This window comes from Streptomyces sp. NPDC047042 (assembly GCF_040644035.1).
In the GTDB taxonomy this organism is placed as follows: Bacteria; Actinomycetota; Actinomycetes; order Streptomycetales; family Streptomycetaceae; genus Streptomyces.
The window spans coordinates 202,010-219,842 of sequence record NZ_JBEYVP010000001.1 but is presented as its reverse complement, the minus strand read 5'-3'; the positions used below and the strand labels follow the sequence as shown (position 1 = coordinate 219,842).

The following is a 17,833-nucleotide window of genomic DNA, read 5'->3' as shown; positions in this document are numbered from 1 at the left end:
GAGAAACAGTCATGCGACTGCCCGACGAACAGCTCCGCGCCGGCCACATCCCCGCCGACCTGTACCGGCAGATCCCGCCGGGCAGCGACGTCCGCCAGGTCGTGATCGTCCAGGAAGCCCCGCGCTCGTACAAGGGCCCGATCCTGCTCACGCTCGCGATCACGGTCGGCTCCGTCGTCGTCCTGCTCGTGATCGCGTTCGTCGTCCAGATCATCGCCGCGTCCGTCGTCGCGGTCCTGTCGGCGAGCTGCGGCATCGGCTACACGATCACCCGCAAGCCCAAGCACAAGAAAGCGCTCCGCAAGTAACGCCCGTCCGGGACGGCCTCTACGGCCAAGTATCCGCCGCCCCGGACGGCCTCACCCTCCTGATCCAACGGACCCGAAAGGGAAGCCCCATCATGCCCCAGCGCTCCTCGAACCTGCCCGTCTGCCGCGACTGCGACGGCTTCGCCACGGTCGCCATCACCACCGGTACCCGTCACCGCGGCGGCTCCCGCGTGACCGTTCCGGTCGCCTGCCCGGCTTGCCGCGGCACCGGTCACCTCGTCCCCGCGTCCGCCCTCGTCCGCGCCGGGCGGTGACCGCGTGAAGAGCCTCGGCATCTCCGCCCACATCGAGACGGACACCCGCTTCCGCGTCACGCCCTTCGCGGGCCCCACCGACTCCTTCGTCAGCCTCCGCATTCAGGGCGACTTCATCGATATCGCCCTGATCGCCTCCCTCGGCACCTCCGAGTCCTTGCGCGGCCTGGCTGCCGCAGCACTCGAAGCCGCCGGGGCCCTGGACGCCATGACCACCGACATGCCGGAGGTGTTGGCGTGACCGACACCGCCACTGCGGCGGGTCTCGACCCGGCCACCCTCGCCGATGTGCTGAGGGTGGCCGGTTCGGCTGACTACGACCGCTGGAACGAACAGATCCGCCGCACCGGCGGCTGCTCCGACCCCATCCGCCTGACTGGCGCGACCAAGACCATCGACCCCTCCACCCGGACCGTGCTGCACGCCTACAGCACCGACACCGAGCCGGGCGGCATGCTCCGTATCGCGTGCGGCAACCGCCGTGCCTCGCGCTGCCCCGCCTGCGCCTGGACCTACGCCGGCGACACCTACCACCTGATTCGGGCCGGCCTCGTCGGAGACCCCGTCAAAGGCACTCCGCACACCGTGCGCGAACACCCCCGCGTCTTCGCCACCCTCACCGCCCCGTCCTTCGGTGCCGTCCACAACCGCCCCGCGAACCGGCCCTGCCGCTGCGGCGTACGGCACTCCGACGAGGCGCCCGAACTCGGCACCCCGCTCGATACCGCCACGTACGACTATCCGGGCGCGGTGCTGTGGAACAACCACGCATCCGACCTGTGGCGCTACTTCACGATCTACCTCCGCCGCGAGATCGCACGCCGCGCCGGCCTCACCCAGAAGACGGCTCACGAACAGTCCCGCCTCGCCTTCGGGAAGGTCGCCGAATACCAGAAGCGCGGTGCCGTCCACTTCCACGCCGTGATCCGCTTCGACGGCCCGGAAGGGCCCGACTCCCCGCCCCCGCCCTGGGCAACCCTCGACCTGCTGACCGACGCCATTCATGCCGCTGCGGCCCGCGTCCAGGTCGACGTACCCCCGGCCCGCCACCAGCCGGACCCCGACCAACCCGCCCGCACCGAGCCGGCCCGCACCCTGCGCTGGGGCACCCAACTCGATGTTCAGCCGATCGGCGCCTTCGGCCACGGCGAAGACATCACCGAACAGGCCGTTGCCTCCTACGTCGCCAAGTACGCCACCAAAGCGGCCGAGACCACCGGCACCGTCGACCGTCGCGTCGGCAACAAGGAAGCCCTCGTCCTCCTCGGCGTGCCCGACCACCCCCGCCGGCTCATCGAAGCCTGCCTCGACCTCCACGCGCTCTACCCCGAACGCAAGCTCCGCGACTGGGCCCACATGCTCGGCTTCCGCGGCCACTTCTCCACCAAGTCCCGCCGCTACTCCACCACCCTCGGCGCCCTCCGACAGACCCGAGCCGACTACCGCGCAGCCCAACAACGCGAAGCCCTCGGCCTACCCGACCCCGACGACCACCCGGAGACAACCACGCTCACCCTCGCCCACTGGACCTACGCCGGCCACGGCTACACCCCCGGCGAATCCTGGCTCGCCGCCAACATCCACCGAGACATCCAACTCAACCGCGAAACCGCCCGCGAAGCCCTCGCCGATCTGCACGACCTGGAAGGAGTCGCCGCATGACCACCATCGCTCCCGTGCTGCTGACCGTGGATGAGGTCAAGGTGTGCCTCAAGGTCGGCCGGACCAAGGTGTACGACCTGATCCGTACACACCGCCTGGTCTCGATCAAGGTTGATGGGTGCCGTCGTATCCCCGCTGACTCGGTCTCGGAGTTCATCCGAGGGCAGATCGAGAGGGCTGCCTGATGGCCAAGCGTCGACCCAACGGCGGCGGCACGATCACCAAGCGCTCCGATGGCCGCTACCAGGGAGCCGCGTACGTCACCGACACCGAGGGCAACCGCGTCCGGAAGTACATCTACGGCGCGACCTGGGACGAAGCCGCTGAGAAGCTCGGCAAGCTCCAAGAGCAGGAGCGCAACGGCATCCCAGTGCCGTCCCGGTCCTGGAGTCTCGGGGAGTGGCTGGCCTACTGGCTTGAGCACATCGTGAAGCCGGATCGCGAGCACAACACGTACGTCAAGTACGAGTCCAAGGTGCGGCTCTACCTCGTTCCTCACCTCGGCAAGAAACCCATGGTCAAGCTCTCGCCGGCCCAAATCCGTACGTGCATGGCCGCGTTAACGCGGGAGAAGGTTCCCGCGGCTACCCGGTTCGAGGTGCTGCGCACGCTACGAAACGCCCTCAACCGCGCCATGCGCGAGGAGCTGCTCACGCGCAACGTCGCGCTCCTGGTCGACATGCCCAAGGTCAGCAAGGACAAGGGAAGGGCCTGGAGCGCGCGTGAGGCGATCAGCTTCCTGCGGACTGCCCGCGCTCATCGCTTCTACGCGGCCTGCGTCCTGGTGCTCGTTCTCGGGCTCCGCCGCAGCGAGGTACTGGGCCTGCGCTGGCAAGACATCGACTTTGAGAATCGGCAGTTCACACCGGTCAAGCAGGTGCAGCGGGAAAAGGGCGTGGGCCTGATCCTCAAGGACCTCAAAACGGAGTCCTCGACGGCCGTGCTGCCGCTGCCTGAGTTCTGCGCTCGTGCCCTGGAAGAGCGCCGGGAATTGCAAGATCTGGAGCGGCAGATCGTCGGTGACTCGTGGGAGCAGGCGCCGGATCATGACGTGATCTTCTCGTCCGAGCGCGGCGGGCTGACGGACCCGGTGGGCTTCTCCCGAGCCTTCAATGCCCTCGTGAAGCGGGCCGGCGTGCGTCGGATCACAGTTCGGCTCGCCCGGCACACCTGCGGGACCCTGCTCGCCTTCCTCAAGGTGCACCCCAAGGTGGCTCAGACGATCCTCCGGCACAGTCAGATCAGCATGACCATGGACGTCTACACACACGTGGTCGGCTCCGACCAACGGGAAGCAACCGAGATGCTCGCCGAGCTGCTGGAAGATCAAATCATCGGTTGATGTCAGCCGTGGATGTCAAAGACCCCCAAGCGTGATCGCCTGGGGGTCTTTGTGCTGGTGGGGCTAACAGGATTTGAACCTGTGGCCTCATCCTTATCAGGACCCGACTCTAAATAGTGGATCTTCGCAGGTCAGTCGAGATGCAGGCCAGTGGGCTATCTACATCGGTCTACACCGTCCAGCACCCTAGGACCCCTGCCTGACGTACGGCCTTTCCGGGGTAGTCCCGGGGTAATCCGGGGTATCCGTCGCGCCAGGTCACGCCACCAATCGCAGCCGCCGCTCCGGCTCCCGGTCCTCCAGCGCGACCAGCACCTGGCCGGCGTAGTCCGCCGCCGCGTGTGTGTACAGCCACGTCACCTCGCCCGCGCGCTCATGGCCAAGGATCTCCTGGGTGACCGCTTCCGGTACACCGCGCTCGTGGAGCCGGGACGCGTACGTATGCCGCTGGTCATGGAACTCGGGCCACCACTGCTTCTTGACCTTCTCCTTCGTCTGCTTCCGCCCTGTCTCCGGATCGACCTCTCCCACCTTGATCTTCTTCGTACGGACGCGCGCGACGCCGGCCTTCTCGATGGCGTTGATCCACTGCCGGTAGTAGGTGGTCCTGCGGAGCGGAGCCCGGTAAGGCTCGTGCGTCACCCGCGACACCGTGTTCCGGCCCCGGAACACCAGCTCCTCCTCGCAGAGCCCGTCCGCCTCCGGGTCGGACCGGGTTGCGACCGATGGGTCTTGGGCCATATGGAAGGAGAGCACTCGCCAGGCCAGGCGAGTAAGCGGCACGGTGCGCAGGCCTGCGTCGGACTTGGGGTATGGCTTGCGCTTGATCTTGCCGTTCCGCTCGACGAGGACTTCCCGTACGTGAATGCGCCGACCGACCAAGTCGACGTTGCAGGCTCGGAGACCGGCGATCTCTCCCCAGCGCAGCCCTGTCTCCTGGGCGAGGATCTGGACCGCGCGCATGTGCCTGGGCAGGTGCCGACGGACGAGCTGGAGCTGCTTGTACGACGGTCCGCGCCGGTCGTCCGGATGCTGCTTCTTGATCGTCGGGAGCTTCACCCCATCAGCCGGGTTGAAGGCAATGCGCCGGTCGAGCTTCGCGGCCTGGAGGAGTTTGTCGAGAATCTGGAAGGCTTTGGCGACCGAGCTGGCGGCGAGCGTGCCACCGTTGCCGTCCCAGATGCTGTTGACCCAGTTCTGGATGTCGAGCCAGGTGAGGTCGAGCAGCACCCACGCACCGAAGGCGGGCTCCACGTGGTTCCGCCAGGAGCGCAGGTCTCGGTCCTCCGAGTTCTCCTCCAGCCGCGGCGTCTGACTGGGCCACCACATCTTGTGCCAGGCGCACAGGGTGATCTCGCCGCGCGCCGGGTCGATCCACCGACGCTGCCGCATCTCCGTACGGGTCTGTTCCAGGAACTCGACCGCCTCGTCGAAGGTGTCCTTGGTCTTGCTGCGGTCGCGCCCAGACGGGTCGGTGTAGCGGGCTTCCCATGATCCGGTGTGCTCGGTCGTCGGCTTGCGGTTCTTGCCTGGGTACTTCTTCAGGCACGGTGGGCAGCCGCAGCGCATGGAGGGGTTAGGCCTCGGGTTGTTGCTGGCGGCCCGTGTGGAGGCCGTCTTCTTGCGCACCATGGTGCGTACTCCTGATCAGAGTGTGGGTGCGCCGGCGGTGACCGGGGTGAGCGCGACAGGCAGCTCGATGGGCTCGCCGCAGAAGCAGTGCAAGCCGGCGCCGGGGAGGTCGGGTGCGCCGAGGTCGACCGTGAGGATCGCGTGCAGTTCTCTGATCAGGTCGTGGGGGTGGGTGCCCCTGGATACGAGGATTTCTACCTCGTCTGGGTCCCAAATGGCGATCGTCGGGAGATTTTCGACCACGGAGATGCGGATGCACACAGGTGTCCCCCAGGCGAACGACGTTGCAGAGTGCCGCTACGGGAGGACAGCGGGTGACCGATGCTACCCACATGTGTGCGCTTTGAGGAGATCGCTTGTCATATTCGGGATTGGTTTGTTTTCGGCCAAATCAATCCGGACAAAACCTCCCATCGCCTAGTGAATTGGGGAGCCAAAACAGGACGCTCCCGTTTAGGCAACCCTTACTAATCGCTACGACGCGCGACTGACCGTGAGTAGCGCATCGGCGTACCGCAGGACGTCACGCTGCTTATCCACGGGCAACTCACGGTAGACGCGGAGCAGTCGAGACTCCCGCGCCTTGTCGGACCCGCCGGGCACGGCACGCCCGACGGAAGCGAACACCTCCGCCGGCGTCACCGAGAGGCCCCAGGCGTCGCGGAGGACTCGGACGAGATCGCGGAGCGTCTCCGACTTGATCTTGGACGTGCCTCGCGTACGTCTCATCCAGGCGTTGAGGGTCGCATAGGGGACACCGGACTCGACGGCCAGATCTTTCGGCGTCTTGTCTGGCTTCTCCTCGACGAGGCGCTGGAGTAGTGCCGCCAGATCCTCGCCCTCATGGGCGGGATCCTCGGCGGGGCCTTGCTCGCCGGGGCCGTGCTGGTGGCTGGTCACACGAGAAGGATCGGGTATCGCCGTCTACATCCGCAAGTAGATCGGAGATCGATGACCTGTATTTGACGCCCCATGGGGGCATCTACATGACCCCTATGCGCCCCTGTGCGCCGGAGTAGCACCCCTACAGACCCCCCTTGACTCGATACGCATACACACGTAGATTGTAGATATCGCAGGTCGCAAGGACCTGCGGACCCATCAATTCGGCCACAGTGCCGGAGGTTCACCATGCGACGACTGGAAAAGGGTGCCCCACTGCGGGCCGCCATGACGGCGGCCGAGCTGGACATCCCGCGCCTCGCCGCCCGCACGAAAGAAGTTGACCCCGCAGGTCAGGGGCTCTCCCGATCGATGATCGGCTTCATCGTCGGCCGAGGGAAATCGGCCCGCGAGGAGTGCAGCGACCACGCTGCCGGCCTCGTCGCCGCCGCCCTCGACAAAGAGGTCCACGACTTCTTCGCGGACGAGCCCGTTTTTTTGACCACAGAATCTACATCTACGCGTAGATCGAAGATTCCATCACAGCGTCCTCTGCCGGAGCGGCTGATGGACCAGCAGGAGCTGTCCGGCTTTCTGCGGAAGTCCATGAGCTGGATCGACAGGCAGATCCAGGAGGCGACGGAGCGCGGCGAGATCTGGCCGGGGCTCTTCTACGTCGGCCGGTCGCGGCGGTTCGACCCGCACGCGGTTCTGGCCGGCATGCAGCGACAGCCCGTCGGCTGAAACCCAGTGGGGCCGCCCCGGACGCGACCCGGAACGACCCCAGCACACCCGAAAACCCCTACGTCAAAGGAGATCTGGCTGTGTCTACACAGGCTAACGCCAAGATCAGCGCCACGGGAGGCCATGCGACGGCCGCCCTGGTGGCCCAGGCCGCCGCGGGTGACCGCGACGCCTTCGCCACCCTCTACAACGAACACCGAACCCCGGTGTACCGCTTTCTGCGGACCCGCGGTTGCAGCGAGCAGTTGGCCGAAGACCTCACCCAGGACACCTTCGTCCGCGCGCTCGGCCGCATTGGCACCTTTGCCGAGCGGCCGGCCAGCGGCGGCATCGGTGGCTGGCTGTACACAATCGCCCGAAACCTCCACGTGGATCACACCCGGGCGGGCCGCACCCGCCACGAAGTGCCAGTCGCGGAGATCTTCGAGAGCAACGAGCAGTGCGTCAGCGCGGAGTCGAGCGTCTTGCGTCGGCTGGAAGCCGCCGACGCGGCCTCGACCGTGCGGGCTGCTATGGGCTCGCTCATCCCCTCGCAGCAGGAATGTCTCCGGCTTCGCTTCCTTGAGGAGTTGTCGCTCACGGAGACGGCAACTCAGCTCGGTCGGGGGACCGGTGCGGTGAAGACGCTCACCGACCGTGCCAAGACCGGACTGCGCGCCAGCCTGCGCCGTGCCCGCGCTGCCGAGGGGGTCGCGGCGTGAACAAGAACCTTCCCCACGCGGTCCAGGTCATCCGTACGGCGATGACGTCCAGCGGCACCGACCCGTCGGCCGCCATCGCCCACGCCCTCGACATGGCCGGCCTTCTCACCAACCCAGAGCGCACCTTCGGCGCTGTGCTGCAGCGCAGGATCGCTGCCGACGCCGCTCGCGGGCACCAAGAGCAGTCCGTCTCTCCCGCTCGAGCTCAGCAGCCTCAGTCGCCCGTGAAACGGACGGAACTGGAGGAGCAGGCTCTCGTCTGGGACGAGTCCTGTGCGCGGGCCCAGCTGATCGCAGCTGGCATCGAGCGGCAGTTGATCGAGCACCCGGCGTTCCAGAGCGTCCAGGTGGACGGCGATCGGATCCAGGTCGCGCTCCACATCGTCCAGCAGGCTGAATGGGCCGCGTGGCGTCGGCACTTCGGGATCCGGCATGACCGGGAGACCTCGCTGCCGTACATGGTGGCCGGTGACGGGGTCCGCGACGGGGTCCGCATCTCGGTCGTGGCGTACGACCTGTCGCAGGCTCAGGCGCACGCGAAGGCAATCGCCAAGGCGCCGTTCGAGTTCGAGGGCATCGTCTACGATCTCGCGCTTCCGCAGCGGGACGGGCAGGGCGACGTCTGGTTCTACCAGGGTGTACGGACGGCGGACGGGATGCCGCTGCTGTCGATCGACGGCCGGCCGGAACGGTGCACGCTCGGGAACATCGTCCGTCTGGCGGGCCCTCTGACGCCCGTCACGGGCACCCCGTCACCGCAGGTCACGCCCGTCACGACGGGCACCCAGGGCGGTGAAGTCTGATGGGCAAGCGGTCCCTCTTCCTGTCCACCGCGGCCGAGCAGGTCCGCCAGTTCAACCACACCTCCCGCGCAGCGACGGAGAACTGGGAGTTCCCCAGCCACTCCTACTACGCGCTTGGGAACCTGGCCCAGCTGACGAGGATGCTCCCGCAGGCGATCGAGCAGTCGATCCGGCCCGTGATGCACACCTACGAGCACGGCCGGGTCCTGATCGACAGCGGCGGCGACGCCGACCAGGCCGTACGGGACTTGGTTCAGGCCCTCAACTCCGCCCTCGCCCACGCCGGGGAGCTCGCATCGGCCATCGACCGCATGCACGCGGCGACCTCGCCCATGGGCCTGGACACCGCTGGCCTCCCGGATTTCCACGAGGACGGTGAGGTCGCGTGAGCAAGTTGATCACTCGCCGCGAGTACCTCCTTGCCGCCGTGACTCAGTACGGCCGCCCGGTCACCACTCAGCTGGCTGAGCGGCTGATGAAGGGCTCGCCCTGGCCGACAGCCGGCCGCAACACCATCCGCAAGGACCTGCGCGGTTTGGCCATGCACGGCCACCTCAGCGCTGACGACGCCAGCCAGGGCCGGATCTACCAGCTCACGGCGGCCACCGGAGAGGACGGCGCCCAGTGATCTCCAAGCTCGCCATGCTGGCGAAGAAGACGATCGAGGCCGCGTGGCTGAACGGGCCTTCGTACGACCTGGCGACGCAGGCCGCCGAGACCCTGGAGTCAGCGCAGCTGCTCCAGTCGCCTGAGACGGCTGCTGAACTGGGGCGACTGCGGGTCGAGTTGGCCCAGCGGACGCAGGACCTGGCCGACACGCACGCTGACCGCGAGCAGCTGCGAGCGCGGGCCGCCGTGTTGGAAACGACCCCGCTAGCGTGGGCCGAGCGGCTCGACGCGAAGTCGCTCGACAACTTCCTGATCGCGCTCGGTACGGCCACAGAGCACAAGCCGATGCACGAAGCGCTCCCTCTGATCCACGAACTGATCGGCGGTTTCCGCTCGGCCGTGACGGACACCGAGCCGGAGCCCACACCCAGCTTCTTCCGCCCGGGTCGGGCTTACACCAGGGACCTCCCGTTCCGAGCGCCGGAGGACCGGCCCAACTTCGACTGCCTCGGCGTCGGGACGCACCCGACGAAGGCCGTCGTGAGGGCCTTCGGGTTCGAGCAGCCCGGGGCTGGTCGTCCGTGGGTGTCCGCTAGTCAGCGTATGGAGGAGTGGGGCGAGGGCTGGATCGATCTTGGTCCGATCCGCTCGGACCGGCTGATGCAGACCGCGGCTCCCGCCCGGGTCCTCATCGAGGAGGGCCGGGACGAGACCCCCGCGCTCACCGTCTACAGGGCGTCGTGGGACTCAATGACCCTCGACCAGTACACGACGGAGACCGAGGCCCGAAGGCACGCTGAGGACCACGCCCGTCGCGACCTGAGCAACGCCGCCTTCGACTGGATCGTCGGCGAGGAGGACGGCGTCGCCGAGCTCGTCGCCACGGTCGACGGCGAGGAGAACCCGACCGGCTACACCGTGACCGCCCTGGAGATCGCCTCCACGTACGACCCGGACGGTGACGAGTGAGCGCGTACAGCAACGTCTACAAGGCCCTCACCGGCGCCCGGCCCCTGACACCCGGCGAGGCCACGCAAGTCCTTTCAGCTCTCCGTCAGGAGACCTGCAAAGAGCTGGCGGACTCTGTCGAGGAGCAGGTCTCCGGCAAGTACACCCGCGCCGCAACGGACACCGATGGCCAGTTCCGGCTTAAGCGCCGCAAGTACGCCGCCGCCATGAGTGTCATCACGGCCTTCCGTGCCCTCGCCCGGACTTCCCAGCCCAACCTCCCGCACCAGCGCGACAACCGGAGCACTTCATGAGCACCTTCACCTTCGCCCCGGCGACCCGCGAGACCGCCAAGGCCCGCATCGCCCTCCAGGGCCCCGGCGGCTCCGGCAAGACCAAGACCGCCCTCCGCATGGCCGAGCGTCTCGCGGACGGCGGGCCGATCGGCGTCGTCGACACCGAGCGCGGATCCGCCAAGAAGTACGCCATCGTCCCCGGCCGGCCGGACCTCGGTGGGCACGAGTTCGGTCACATGCCGATGGCGTTCTGCTCGCCCGAGAACCTCATCGCGGCCGTCCGCGCCGCTGAGGAGGCCCGCATCGCGGTCCTCGTCCTCGACTCCTGGAGCCACTTCTGGGCGGGCAAGGGTGGTCTCCTCTCCCGCGTCGACCAGGAGTCCAAGAAGCCCGGCCACCACGGCGGTTCGTACACCGCGTGGGCGCCGGTCAACGACCTCGAACAGGACATGCTCGACGCGCTCCTCAACTTTCCCGGCCACGTCATCGTCACCATGCGAACGAAGAACGACTACGAGATGGAGGGGAAGAAGGTCACGAAGGTCGGCGTCAAGACCGTGCAGCGTGAGGGGTCTGAGTACGAGTTCGACGTCGTGATCGACATGATCGAGGGCACCGGAACGGTCACCAAGACCCGGTACGAGCCGCTCTACAACGTCAGTGTGCATCACCCCGGCGAGGCCTTCGCCGAGGTGATCCTGGAGCAGCTTGGCCAGGGCGTCGACCCCGTCCAGGTCATCGTGGACGAACTGGTCCGCAAAGGCCTGACGTACGACAGGGCGGTGGAACTCCACCGCCAGGCGCACGGCCGTCGTCTCCTTGGAGCCGACCTGCTGCACCCGAAGACCGGCGAGCCCGCGAAGCTCGGAGACGTCATCACCGAGTATGGGAAGGCCGTCAAGCCCGTCACGGACACCCCGTCGACGCCGTCGCCTCCGGCCGCCGGGCAGAACCAGGGCACCCCGCAGAGCACCCCGCCCAACACCGGGCAGGAGCAGGCCCCGACGCCCGTCACGGCCCCGCAGATGCGGATGATGCACGCCTGCTTCACCAAGGTCGGCCTCGGCGCCAAGGACTCCCGCGAGCAGCGGCTCCACGCGACCGCGCTGATCATCGGCCGCGAGACCGGCTCCGCGAACGAGCTGACGAAGGACGAGGCGCAAACGCTCCTCGACACACTCACCAACTACGGCGAGCGCGAGAACGGTCCGGCCGACTTCGCCGACATGGTCCAGGGCCTAGAGGCCGCTGTCGCAGGAGACCTGTCCGGACGGGACCAGCTCGCCCCTCAGTCCGCCTGATTCACCACTGACTGCGGGCCCGCCCCGACCCCATGCGGGGCGGCCCCGCACCCCCAGAAAGGAGGTGCACCACAGTGGTGAACCCCACCATCGAACAAGCCGAAGCGATCGACGCGTACGGCGACGGACTCGACCTCGTCCTCCAGGCCGGCGCCGGATGCGGCAAGTCGTCAACGCTGAAGATGATCGCCCGGTCCGACCGGCGGCGCCGGATGACATACGTCGCCTACAACTCCAGCATCGCAGCCGACGCCCGCCGCAGCTTCCCCTCCAACGTCATGGCCAAGACCGGCCACGGACTCGCCTTCGACCAGCGGTACGGCGAGCGTCTCCAGCGCCCGCGCCAGACCGCGCACCAGGCGGCGCAGGCCCTCGACGTCCGCTCCATCCTCGGCATCATCGGCGCGACCCCGACGATCCCTACGGACCTCGGGCACCCGAAGGCCATGACGTCCAAGATCATCATGCGGATGGCGCTGGACACGGTCGAGCGGTACTGCCACGGCGCCGACGACGAGATCACGGCCAAGCACATCCAGCGCTACGACGGCCTCACGAAGAAGAACGCCCGCGGGGAGCTGGAGAAGCTGGTCCTCCCGGTCGCCCGCGCGGCCTGGGAGGACCTGAAGAAGGACGACAGCGTCCTCAACCTGAGCCACGACCACTACCTGAAGATGTGGGCCCTCTCCCGGCCGACCATCCCGACGGACGTGGTCCTCCTCGACGAGGCGCAGGACACCAACGACGTCCTCTCGCGGGTCCTGCTCGACCAGGAGCACGCACAGCGCATCGCGGTCGGCGACTCCGCGCAGCAGATTTACAGCTGGCGCGGCGCCAACGACGCCTTGCGGACGTTCGTCCGTGAACTCCACTGCCCCGAGCTGACGTTGAGCCAGTCATTCCGGTTCGGCCCGGCCATCGCCGCCCGCGCCAACATCTGGCTGAGGCTGATCGACGCCCCCCTTCGGCTCACCGGCTGGGAAGCCGCCGAGTCGACCATCGGCCAGCTCGAAGCCCCGGACGCGATCCTCTGTCGTACGAACGCGGGCGCTATGGGCATCGTCATGGAGGGCCTCGCCGCCGGCCGGAAGGTCGCGCTCGTCGGCGGAGGCGGCGACATCAAGCGCCTCGCCTGGGCCGCCGAAGCCCTCCAGAGCGGACAGCCCACCGACCACCCGGAGTTGTGCGGCTTCGCGTCCTGGGACGACGTCCGCCAGTACGCCGCCGAGGAAGACGGCTCCCTCGAGGTCCTGGTGAAGCTCATCGATGAGCACGGGCCCGGCCGAATCACCGCCGCGGCGGACGGACTGATCTCGGAGCAGCAGGCCGAGCTGGTCGTGTCGACCGCGCACAGGTCCAAGGGCCGCGAGTGGCCGGCCGTCCGCATCCACGCAGACTTCCGGGCGCCGAAGCCCGACCAGGGCACCGGCCTCGTCATCCTGCCTCGCGAGGAAGCCCGCCTGGCGTACGTCGCGGTGACCCGGGCGCGCGAGCAACTCGACGACACCGCCCTCGACTGGGTCCGCACCGTCACGGCGGTGAGCGAATGAGCGTCGTGGAGTGGACTGGGCGCGCGCGAGCCAGGACGATGCGCTGCTGGCGCTGTGGACAACGTGCTGAGCACGTCCTCTACGAGATCCGCGACACCGAGGCCAACACCAGCGGTACGGAGCGGTTGTGCTGCAACTGCGGTAAGAGCAGCCACGGTTGGGGCCTGGAGCACCGGTTCTGGCTGGGCGAGAAGCAGAAGGAACTGGTCCGCTCCCTCCTGGTGGCCCACTGGCTCGCCGACCAGATCGTGTGTTCCGCCAGGCGCCGCGCTGATGAGCAGCTCAGCCTGTTCGGGACGGTGAGCGCGTGATTCCTCACCGCCCCGTTAAGGGCGTCCCTGTCGGCCGTCGGCGGGACTGGATCCCGGTCACCACCTTCGCCGTGCCCACGGTGTGGATGGCCACCGCTGACGGCCTGGTCCTCATCGACCTCGTGGCCGTGGAGCTGGCGGCCAACGGCCTCCGCAAAGGCCGGAGGCTCACCACCGACGAGGCCCAGTACACGGCCAGTCTGCTGTTCGCCCGAGGCATCCCGTACTCGCTGATCGCCAAGCGCATCGGCGTATCTGGGGCGACGATGCAGCGCTGGTTCCCCGAGCAGGCCGTGCCCGCGCCCGGGCTGGCTCGCAGCGGCACTCGCAAGCCGACGACATCCCCGCCCGCCTTTGTGGCCTTGTGACGGCCGTCAGCGACGCCCGTCACGTACCCGCCACCAGCCGTATTTCGTTTGATCTTGACCGACCGTACGGAGGACCCGTCATGGATCGAGACTGGGAGCTGAAAGCCCTCTGTCGCACCGAGGACCCCGAGATCTGGTTCTCGAAGAAGACCTGGCCCCGTGCCAAGAAGCTCTGTCTGGACGAGTGCATGGTCCGCGAGGAGTGCCTGGAGGCGACCCTCGCTCGGGAGTCGCAGACGGCGGCCACCATGCGCGCCGGAATCATGGCAGGCCTCACGGGCGCCCAGCGGGCCAAGCTCGCGAAGTCGCGCCGTGGGCCTGCCGTGAAGAGGCCGGAGCCGGAGAAGCCCAAGGTCGGGCGCCAGCTCGCGCCCTGCGGCACGAAGTCCGCGTACGAGCGGCACCGGCGCAAGCGAGAGCCGATCGACCAGGCGTGCCGGGACGCGAACAGCCGGAGCGCGGTCGCCTACCGGGCCACCGGGTCGACAAAGGTTTTCAGCGTCCTCTGAGCCCCGGTGGCCCCGGCGGATGCGACCGGCCGCCGGGGCCACCGGCCACACCACCCCCTAGGAGACATGCACGTGGGCAGCCGCCTGTACGTCGAGGTGCTCGACTACGCACCGACGACGCTGACGCACCGCGAGAAGCTCGCGCTCTCGGTGCTGGCGGACGACGCCCGCGACTCGACACGGGTCACCTGGTCCTCCGTGGAGTCCGAGAAGATCCTCCGCCGTGCGCAGGTGTCACGCCCTCAGATCTACGAAGTGATCAAGGCGCTCGTGAAGAAGGGCGTCTTGGAGAAGGTCGCGGCCGGCCAGAAGAACGGGACGGCCAAGTACCGGATCCTCCCCCTTCAGAGTCCGCAAATCCCGGACGCTGACGACGACCACCAGGGTCCGGATTCCCCGGACACTGAAGCGGCTCAGGGTCCGGAAACTCCGGACACTGGACCCGAACTTGAGGGTCAGGGATTCCCGGACACTGAAGCGGCTCAGGGTCCGGGTTTTCCGGACACTGACGCTGAAACCCAGTGTCCGGAAAACCCGGACACTGACGACTCTCAGTGTCCGGAAACACCGGACGTCAGTGTCCGGGAATCCCGGACACCTACTCACTCTCCTCTCTCTACAGGACCTCTCTCTTCTGGCGAGCCTCCGTCGTCGACCGAAGGTCACGACAGCGCATCAGACGAGGTCCTCGAGGGAGAGCCCGTCGACGACGCCGAGGCCGTCGACTCCGACACCCCGGTCACCGCTCAGACGATCGTCGGCGAATGGCTGGAGCGGTGCACCGTGCGCCCGCCATCTCGCGTCATCGGCCAGCTCTCCAAGGAGATCCGGATCCTCCTCGAGGAGGACCGCATCCACCCCGACTGGATCCGCCGCGGAATCGCCACCTGGATGACCAAGGGACTCCACCCATCGACGCTCGCCAGCGTCGTGAACGAGGCCATGAACACCACTGGGCCCGCCAGCGCCTCATCGGCACGCCAGCAGCCCGCCAACTCCCTGTACGACCAGGCGACCGGCACGACCGTCTTCGACCGCGCCCGTGCCCGCATCGCCGCCCGTACCGCCGCCCAGGAAGGACAAGCCCCGTGACCCAGGACGAAGCAATCCTGTTGCTCGAGTACGTCGCAGCGGCCTGCCCCGCACAGCGCGTCGGGGAGTTCACCCCCGACGTCTGGGGCGAGATCCTCGCCCCGTACAACCTGGACGAGGCCCGCGCCGCCGTCCTCGTCATCGCCGGCCGCGAGCGCTTCATCGCCCCGGCCGACATCATCACAGAGGTCAAAGCCCGTCGAGCCGAGCGCATCGAACTGGCCAACATCGTGGTCGACGGTGACCCGACCCAGACTGGTGCGGAGTCTGCCGCCACCCTCCGGGAGATCATCCGAGCCGCTGGAGACGGCCTCACAGGCCCCACCAGCATCGGCAGGGCCCTCGGGACCGCTGAGCGCCTTGCACTGCCTCCTGGTGCCGATCATGGCCCGTACGAGGGCCGTGCAGCCGCAGCCCGGGCCGCCATCGGCAAGATGCCCGCTGGACGCGACACCACCACGGACCCCCGTAGCCGCACATGCCGGCACTGCGCTGCGGCCCCCGGCACCAGCTGCACCACCAGCAGCGGCCGACGACTCCGCGACGTCCACAACGTCCGCCGGGAGGACATGAAGCGCACAGCCGCAGGTCTCCCGCTGCTCGACCACGACCAGGAGCAGGCCCGGATCAAGGCCGCCTCCGCTGCCGCCCTCGCCCGCGACAACCAGAAGCAGGAGGCCGAGGCGTCATGACGACCCCGACTCGCCGCCGCATGCCGTACCGGTTCGCGCCGATGGCCATCCCGTGCACCTGGTGCCACGCACGCGCTGGTGCCTTGTGCACGAACCAGCGCGGCACCCAGGACCGGCGCCAGGACGTGCACGCCGTCCGGCAAATCGCCTGGATCAGGGTCATGTCAACCGGGTGCCCGGAACGGATCTGCCAAGCACCCGCCAACCAGACCTGCACCATCACCCCCGACGCCCACCAGGCCCGCATCCTCGCGGCCAACACCCCACCCCTGACCGCGCCATGAAACGAACCCTCCCGTGCAGAGACTGCCAACGCCCCATCCTCTGGACCATCACCGAGGCCGGGAAGAAACTCGCCGTCGACCCCGACCCGGACCCCGCCGGCAACACCGCCATCTGGCGCGACGGCACCGGCGCCTGGCGCTCTCGCCGCCCCAGCGAGGACCTCCCCCTCACCGGCTGGGAACGGCTCCACATGCCCCACGTCGGAACCCTCTGCCCCGCCCACGCCGAGCAGCTCGCCCTCCCCATCGGAGTCGTGAGCCTCGACGCCCACCGCCGAAAGAAGCGCCCATGAAGTGCGCCTACTGCCCCCGCCAACTCCGTACGCCGGAGTCCCGGGCCCGCGGCTACGGCCTGGTCTGCGGCCGCAACCTTGGCCTCATCCCGAAGCCGACGCCCCGTCAGGCCCCCGTGACGACACCCGTCAAGCCCGTCACGACGCCCAGCGTCCACCGCGACCAGACCGCCATCCCCATCCAGCCCCAACTCCCCACGGAGACCGAGTGACCGACCCCGTCGTCACGGAGATCGTCGTCATCCACAACCCCCGACCGCCCCGGTACCACCACACCGACGTCGACGGAGACCGGCTCCTCATCACCACCGCCGACATCCCCAACGTCGGTCCCGGCGTGATGTTCAGGACCGATCCCAACGGCTCCAGCGTCCCGCTCGCCGAGATCCCCAACCTCATCAACCGCCTCCGCGAGATCGCGGAGACCCAAACCCCGAAGGAGTCCACCCCTTGACCGGACCCGAGCACTTCCGCCAGGCCGAGAACTACCTCTGCGCTGCCTCCTTCACCCATGGCCCGGGCGGCGCCCCGGTCCACCCGGAAGCCGCAGCGCAGCGCACCACATCGCCATGGCCCAGGCGCACGCCACCCTCGCCCTCGCCGCCGCGACCGCCATGCAGGCCGGGGTCGACGGGTGCGAGCCCGGCATGAGCAGCCCCGAGTTCCAGGCCTGGCACCAGGCCGCCGGAGTCAAGCCCACCATCACAAAGGAGAACTGACCTTGCTTCCCACCCTCACCGGAGTCGGCCGACTCACCGGCGACCCCGAACTCCGCTTCACCCAGGCCGGTAAAGCCGTCGCCAGCATCCCCCTCGCCTTCAACTCCCGCCGCCTCAACCAGCAGACCCAACAGTGGGAAGACGGCGACGTCTTCTACATCCGCGGCACCGTCTGGGAACGCCTCGCCGAAAACGCCACCGAGACCCTCTCCAAGGGCATGGAAGTCCTCGTCACCGGCGACCTCCGCACGGAGAAATGGGAGAAGGACGGCCAGAAGCACGAACGGCCGGCGCTCCTCATCCGGAGCATCGCCCCGAACCTCGCGTTCTCCGTGGCCACCGTCTCCAAGGACGCCGCGAGCCAGCAGAACAGCCAAGGCGGACAGCAGCAGGCGACCCAGCAACGGCCCCAGGGACAGCAGCAGCGCCGCCAGGGCCCCCCGCCCGCCGACGACCCCTGGGCTGTCGACGCAGCCAAGGGCTACAGCGACGAACCCCCTTTCTAGGAAGCC

29 protein-coding genes are annotated in these 17,833 nt (G+C 68.2%); 26 read left to right on the top strand and 3 right to left on the bottom strand.

From position 1 onward, the window contains the following. Positions 1–11 precede the first annotated feature (11 nt). From ABZ855_RS01110 to ABZ855_RS01085, 6 genes are all read left to right on the top strand, one after another. Positions 12–308, top strand: a complete 297-nt coding sequence (locus ABZ855_RS01110; RefSeq protein ID WP_360798895.1) for a hypothetical protein — start codon at positions 12–14, stop codon at positions 306–308. A 92-nt stretch (positions 309–400) separates the two neighbouring features. After that, complete coding sequence (locus ABZ855_RS01105; RefSeq protein WP_360798892.1) at positions 401–583, top strand: hypothetical protein; 183 nt, start codon at positions 401–403, stop codon at positions 581–583. 4 nt (positions 584–587) lie between these two features. Then, positions 588–824, top strand: coding sequence for a hypothetical protein (locus ABZ855_RS01100; RefSeq protein ID WP_360798889.1), 237 nt, complete (start codon positions 588–590; stop codon positions 822–824). Further along, the gene (gene repSA / locus ABZ855_RS01095) at positions 821–2,245 is read left to right on the top strand and encodes a replication initiator protein RepSA (RefSeq protein WP_360798886.1); all 1,425 of its coding nucleotides are present in this window, start codon (positions 821–823) and stop codon (positions 2,243–2,245) included. The genes ABZ855_RS01100 and repSA overlap by 4 nt, the downstream gene beginning before the upstream one ends. After that, on the top strand, positions 2,242–2,430 hold the full coding sequence (locus ABZ855_RS01090) for a helix-turn-helix domain-containing protein (protein WP_360798883.1): 189 nt from the start codon (positions 2,242–2,244) through the stop codon (positions 2,428–2,430). The genes repSA and ABZ855_RS01090 overlap by 4 nt, the downstream gene beginning before the upstream one ends. Continuing rightward, positions 2,430–3,587: a site-specific integrase gene (locus ABZ855_RS01085; protein ID WP_360798880.1), complete on the top strand. Its 1,158-nt coding sequence runs from the start codon at positions 2,430–2,432 to the stop codon at positions 3,585–3,587. Before ABZ855_RS01090 ends, ABZ855_RS01085 begins: the two co-directional genes overlap by 1 nt. Positions 3,588–3,845: 258 nt before the next feature. Here ABZ855_RS01085 and ABZ855_RS01080 read toward each other — a convergent pair whose 3' ends face one another. The 3 genes from ABZ855_RS01080 to ABZ855_RS01070 form a co-directional block, all read right to left on the bottom strand. After that, positions 3,846–5,219, bottom strand: coding sequence for a tyrosine-type recombinase/integrase (locus tag ABZ855_RS01080; RefSeq protein WP_360798877.1), 1,374 nt, complete (start codon positions 5,217–5,219; stop codon positions 3,846–3,848). Between the two features lie 15 nt (positions 5,220–5,234). Further along, positions 5,235–5,462, bottom strand: coding sequence for a hypothetical protein (locus ABZ855_RS01075; protein ID WP_360798874.1), 228 nt, complete (start codon positions 5,460–5,462; stop codon positions 5,235–5,237). A gap of 231 nt (positions 5,463–5,693) precedes the next feature. Beyond that, entirely contained in the window at positions 5,694–6,119 is a 426-nt protein-coding gene (locus ABZ855_RS01070) for a transcriptional regulator (RefSeq protein WP_360798871.1), read from the bottom strand. Positions 6,120–6,350: 231 nt separating this feature from the next. On the opposite strand from ABZ855_RS01070, the gene ABZ855_RS01065 reads away from it, so the two are divergent. From ABZ855_RS01065 to ssb, 20 genes are all read left to right on the top strand, one after another. After that, complete coding sequence (locus ABZ855_RS01065) at positions 6,351–6,845, top strand: hypothetical protein (RefSeq protein WP_360798868.1); 495 nt, start codon at positions 6,351–6,353, stop codon at positions 6,843–6,845. Between the two features lie 80 nt (positions 6,846–6,925). Further along, positions 6,926–7,546, top strand: coding sequence for a sigma-70 family RNA polymerase sigma factor (locus tag ABZ855_RS01060; RefSeq protein WP_360798865.1), 621 nt, complete (start codon positions 6,926–6,928; stop codon positions 7,544–7,546). Continuing rightward, the gene (locus ABZ855_RS01055; protein ID WP_360798862.1) at positions 7,543–8,349 is read left to right on the top strand and encodes a BN159_2729 family protein; all 807 of its coding nucleotides are present in this window, start codon (positions 7,543–7,545) and stop codon (positions 8,347–8,349) included. The genes ABZ855_RS01060 and ABZ855_RS01055 overlap by 4 nt, the downstream gene beginning before the upstream one ends. After that, complete coding sequence (locus ABZ855_RS01050) at positions 8,349–8,738, top strand: hypothetical protein (RefSeq protein ID WP_360798859.1); 390 nt, start codon at positions 8,349–8,351, stop codon at positions 8,736–8,738. The genes ABZ855_RS01055 and ABZ855_RS01050 overlap by 1 nt, the downstream gene beginning before the upstream one ends. Then, positions 8,735–8,977: a hypothetical protein gene (locus tag ABZ855_RS01045; RefSeq protein ID WP_360798856.1), complete on the top strand. Its 243-nt coding sequence runs from the start codon at positions 8,735–8,737 to the stop codon at positions 8,975–8,977. The genes ABZ855_RS01050 and ABZ855_RS01045 overlap by 4 nt, the downstream gene beginning before the upstream one ends. After that, positions 8,974–9,927: a hypothetical protein gene (locus ABZ855_RS01040; RefSeq protein WP_360798853.1), complete on the top strand. Its 954-nt coding sequence runs from the start codon at positions 8,974–8,976 to the stop codon at positions 9,925–9,927. Before ABZ855_RS01045 ends, ABZ855_RS01040 begins: the two co-directional genes overlap by 4 nt. Then, positions 9,924–10,220, top strand: a complete 297-nt coding sequence (locus tag ABZ855_RS01035) for a hypothetical protein (protein WP_360798850.1) — start codon at positions 9,924–9,926, stop codon at positions 10,218–10,220. The genes ABZ855_RS01040 and ABZ855_RS01035 overlap by 4 nt, the downstream gene beginning before the upstream one ends. Further along, positions 10,217–11,503, top strand: coding sequence for an AAA family ATPase (locus ABZ855_RS01030; protein WP_360798847.1), 1,287 nt, complete (start codon positions 10,217–10,219; stop codon positions 11,501–11,503). Before ABZ855_RS01035 ends, ABZ855_RS01030 begins: the two co-directional genes overlap by 4 nt. Positions 11,504–11,577: 74 nt before the next feature. Continuing rightward, the gene (locus tag ABZ855_RS01025; protein WP_360798844.1) at positions 11,578–13,053 is read left to right on the top strand and encodes a UvrD-helicase domain-containing protein; all 1,476 of its coding nucleotides are present in this window, start codon (positions 11,578–11,580) and stop codon (positions 13,051–13,053) included. Further along, on the top strand, positions 13,050–13,364 hold the full coding sequence (locus ABZ855_RS01020; RefSeq protein WP_360798841.1) for a hypothetical protein: 315 nt from the start codon (positions 13,050–13,052) through the stop codon (positions 13,362–13,364). Before ABZ855_RS01025 ends, ABZ855_RS01020 begins: the two co-directional genes overlap by 4 nt. Beyond that, a complete protein-coding gene (locus ABZ855_RS01015) occupies positions 13,361–13,732 on the top strand; it encodes a hypothetical protein (RefSeq protein ID WP_360798838.1) in 372 nt (123 codons plus the stop codon). Before ABZ855_RS01020 ends, ABZ855_RS01015 begins: the two co-directional genes overlap by 4 nt. An 80-nt stretch (positions 13,733–13,812) precedes the next feature. Then, entirely contained in the window at positions 13,813–14,241 is a 429-nt protein-coding gene (locus ABZ855_RS01010) for a WhiB family transcriptional regulator (RefSeq protein WP_360798835.1), read from the top strand. 6 nt (positions 14,242–14,247) lie between these two features. Beyond that, positions 14,248–15,333, top strand: a complete 1,086-nt coding sequence (locus ABZ855_RS01005) for a hypothetical protein (RefSeq protein ID WP_360798832.1) — start codon at positions 14,248–14,250, stop codon at positions 15,331–15,333. Beyond that, positions 15,330–16,025: a hypothetical protein gene (locus tag ABZ855_RS01000; protein ID WP_360798829.1), complete on the top strand. Its 696-nt coding sequence runs from the start codon at positions 15,330–15,332 to the stop codon at positions 16,023–16,025. The genes ABZ855_RS01005 and ABZ855_RS01000 overlap by 4 nt, the downstream gene beginning before the upstream one ends. Next, positions 16,022–16,309 carry a hypothetical protein gene (locus tag ABZ855_RS00995; RefSeq protein ID WP_360798826.1) on the top strand — a complete coding sequence of 96 codons (288 nt, stop codon included), beginning with the start codon at positions 16,022–16,024 and terminating at the stop codon, positions 16,307–16,309. Before ABZ855_RS01000 ends, ABZ855_RS00995 begins: the two co-directional genes overlap by 4 nt. Then, positions 16,306–16,602: a hypothetical protein gene (locus tag ABZ855_RS00990; protein WP_360798823.1), complete on the top strand. Its 297-nt coding sequence runs from the start codon at positions 16,306–16,308 to the stop codon at positions 16,600–16,602. Before ABZ855_RS00995 ends, ABZ855_RS00990 begins: the two co-directional genes overlap by 4 nt. Then, positions 16,599–16,814: a DUF6011 domain-containing protein gene (locus tag ABZ855_RS00985; RefSeq protein ID WP_360798819.1), complete on the top strand. Its 216-nt coding sequence runs from the start codon at positions 16,599–16,601 to the stop codon at positions 16,812–16,814. Before ABZ855_RS00990 ends, ABZ855_RS00985 begins: the two co-directional genes overlap by 4 nt. Next, positions 16,811–17,056 carry a hypothetical protein gene (locus ABZ855_RS00980; protein ID WP_360798816.1) on the top strand — a complete coding sequence of 82 codons (246 nt, stop codon included), beginning with the start codon at positions 16,811–16,813 and terminating at the stop codon, positions 17,054–17,056. Before ABZ855_RS00985 ends, ABZ855_RS00980 begins: the two co-directional genes overlap by 4 nt. Positions 17,057–17,171: 115 nt before the next feature. Beyond that, positions 17,172–17,321 carry a hypothetical protein gene (locus ABZ855_RS00975; protein WP_360798813.1) on the top strand — a complete coding sequence of 50 codons (150 nt, stop codon included), beginning with the start codon at positions 17,172–17,174 and terminating at the stop codon, positions 17,319–17,321. A gap of 2 nt (positions 17,322–17,323) precedes the next feature. Then, the gene (ssb, locus tag ABZ855_RS00970) at positions 17,324–17,827 is read left to right on the top strand and encodes a single-stranded DNA-binding protein (RefSeq protein WP_360798810.1); all 504 of its coding nucleotides are present in this window, start codon (positions 17,324–17,326) and stop codon (positions 17,825–17,827) included. Positions 17,828–17,833 lie beyond the last annotated feature (6 nt).

Excerpts from the sequence above, each read along its gene's own strand:
- ABZ855_RS01110 (WP_360798895.1), top strand. The coding sequence starts at position 12 with ATGCGACTGCCCGACGAACAGCTCCGCGCCGGCCACATCCCCGCCGAC.
- ABZ855_RS01105 (WP_360798892.1), top strand. The coding sequence starts at position 401 with ATGCCCCAGCGCTCCTCGAACCTGCCCGTCTGCCGCGACTGCGACGGC.
- ABZ855_RS01090 (WP_360798883.1), top strand. The coding sequence starts at position 2,242 with ATGACCACCATCGCTCCCGTGCTGCTGACCGTGGATGAGGTCAAGGTG.
- ABZ855_RS01085 (WP_360798880.1), top strand. The coding sequence starts at position 2,430 with ATGGCCAAGCGTCGACCCAACGGCGGCGGCACGATCACCAAGCGCTCC.
- ABZ855_RS01080 (WP_360798877.1), bottom strand. The coding sequence starts at position 5,219 with ATGGTGCGCAAGAAGACGGCCTCCACACGGGCCGCCAGCAACAACCCG.
- ABZ855_RS01065 (WP_360798868.1), top strand. The coding sequence starts at position 6,351 with ATGCGACGACTGGAAAAGGGTGCCCCACTGCGGGCCGCCATGACGGCG.
- ABZ855_RS01050 (WP_360798859.1), top strand. The coding sequence starts at position 8,349 with ATGGGCAAGCGGTCCCTCTTCCTGTCCACCGCGGCCGAGCAGGTCCGC.
- ABZ855_RS01030 (WP_360798847.1), top strand. The coding sequence starts at position 10,217 with ATGAGCACCTTCACCTTCGCCCCGGCGACCCGCGAGACCGCCAAGGCC.
- ABZ855_RS01020 (WP_360798841.1), top strand. The coding sequence starts at position 13,050 with ATGAGCGTCGTGGAGTGGACTGGGCGCGCGCGAGCCAGGACGATGCGC.
- ABZ855_RS01010 (WP_360798835.1), top strand. The coding sequence starts at position 13,813 with ATGGATCGAGACTGGGAGCTGAAAGCCCTCTGTCGCACCGAGGACCCC.
- ABZ855_RS00995 (WP_360798826.1), top strand. The coding sequence starts at position 16,022 with ATGACGACCCCGACTCGCCGCCGCATGCCGTACCGGTTCGCGCCGATG.
- ABZ855_RS00990 (WP_360798823.1), top strand. The coding sequence starts at position 16,306 with ATGAAACGAACCCTCCCGTGCAGAGACTGCCAACGCCCCATCCTCTGG.
- ABZ855_RS00985 (WP_360798819.1), top strand. The coding sequence starts at position 16,599 with ATGAAGTGCGCCTACTGCCCCCGCCAACTCCGTACGCCGGAGTCCCGG.
- ABZ855_RS00975 (WP_360798813.1), top strand. The coding sequence starts at position 17,172 with ATGGCCCAGGCGCACGCCACCCTCGCCCTCGCCGCCGCGACCGCCATG.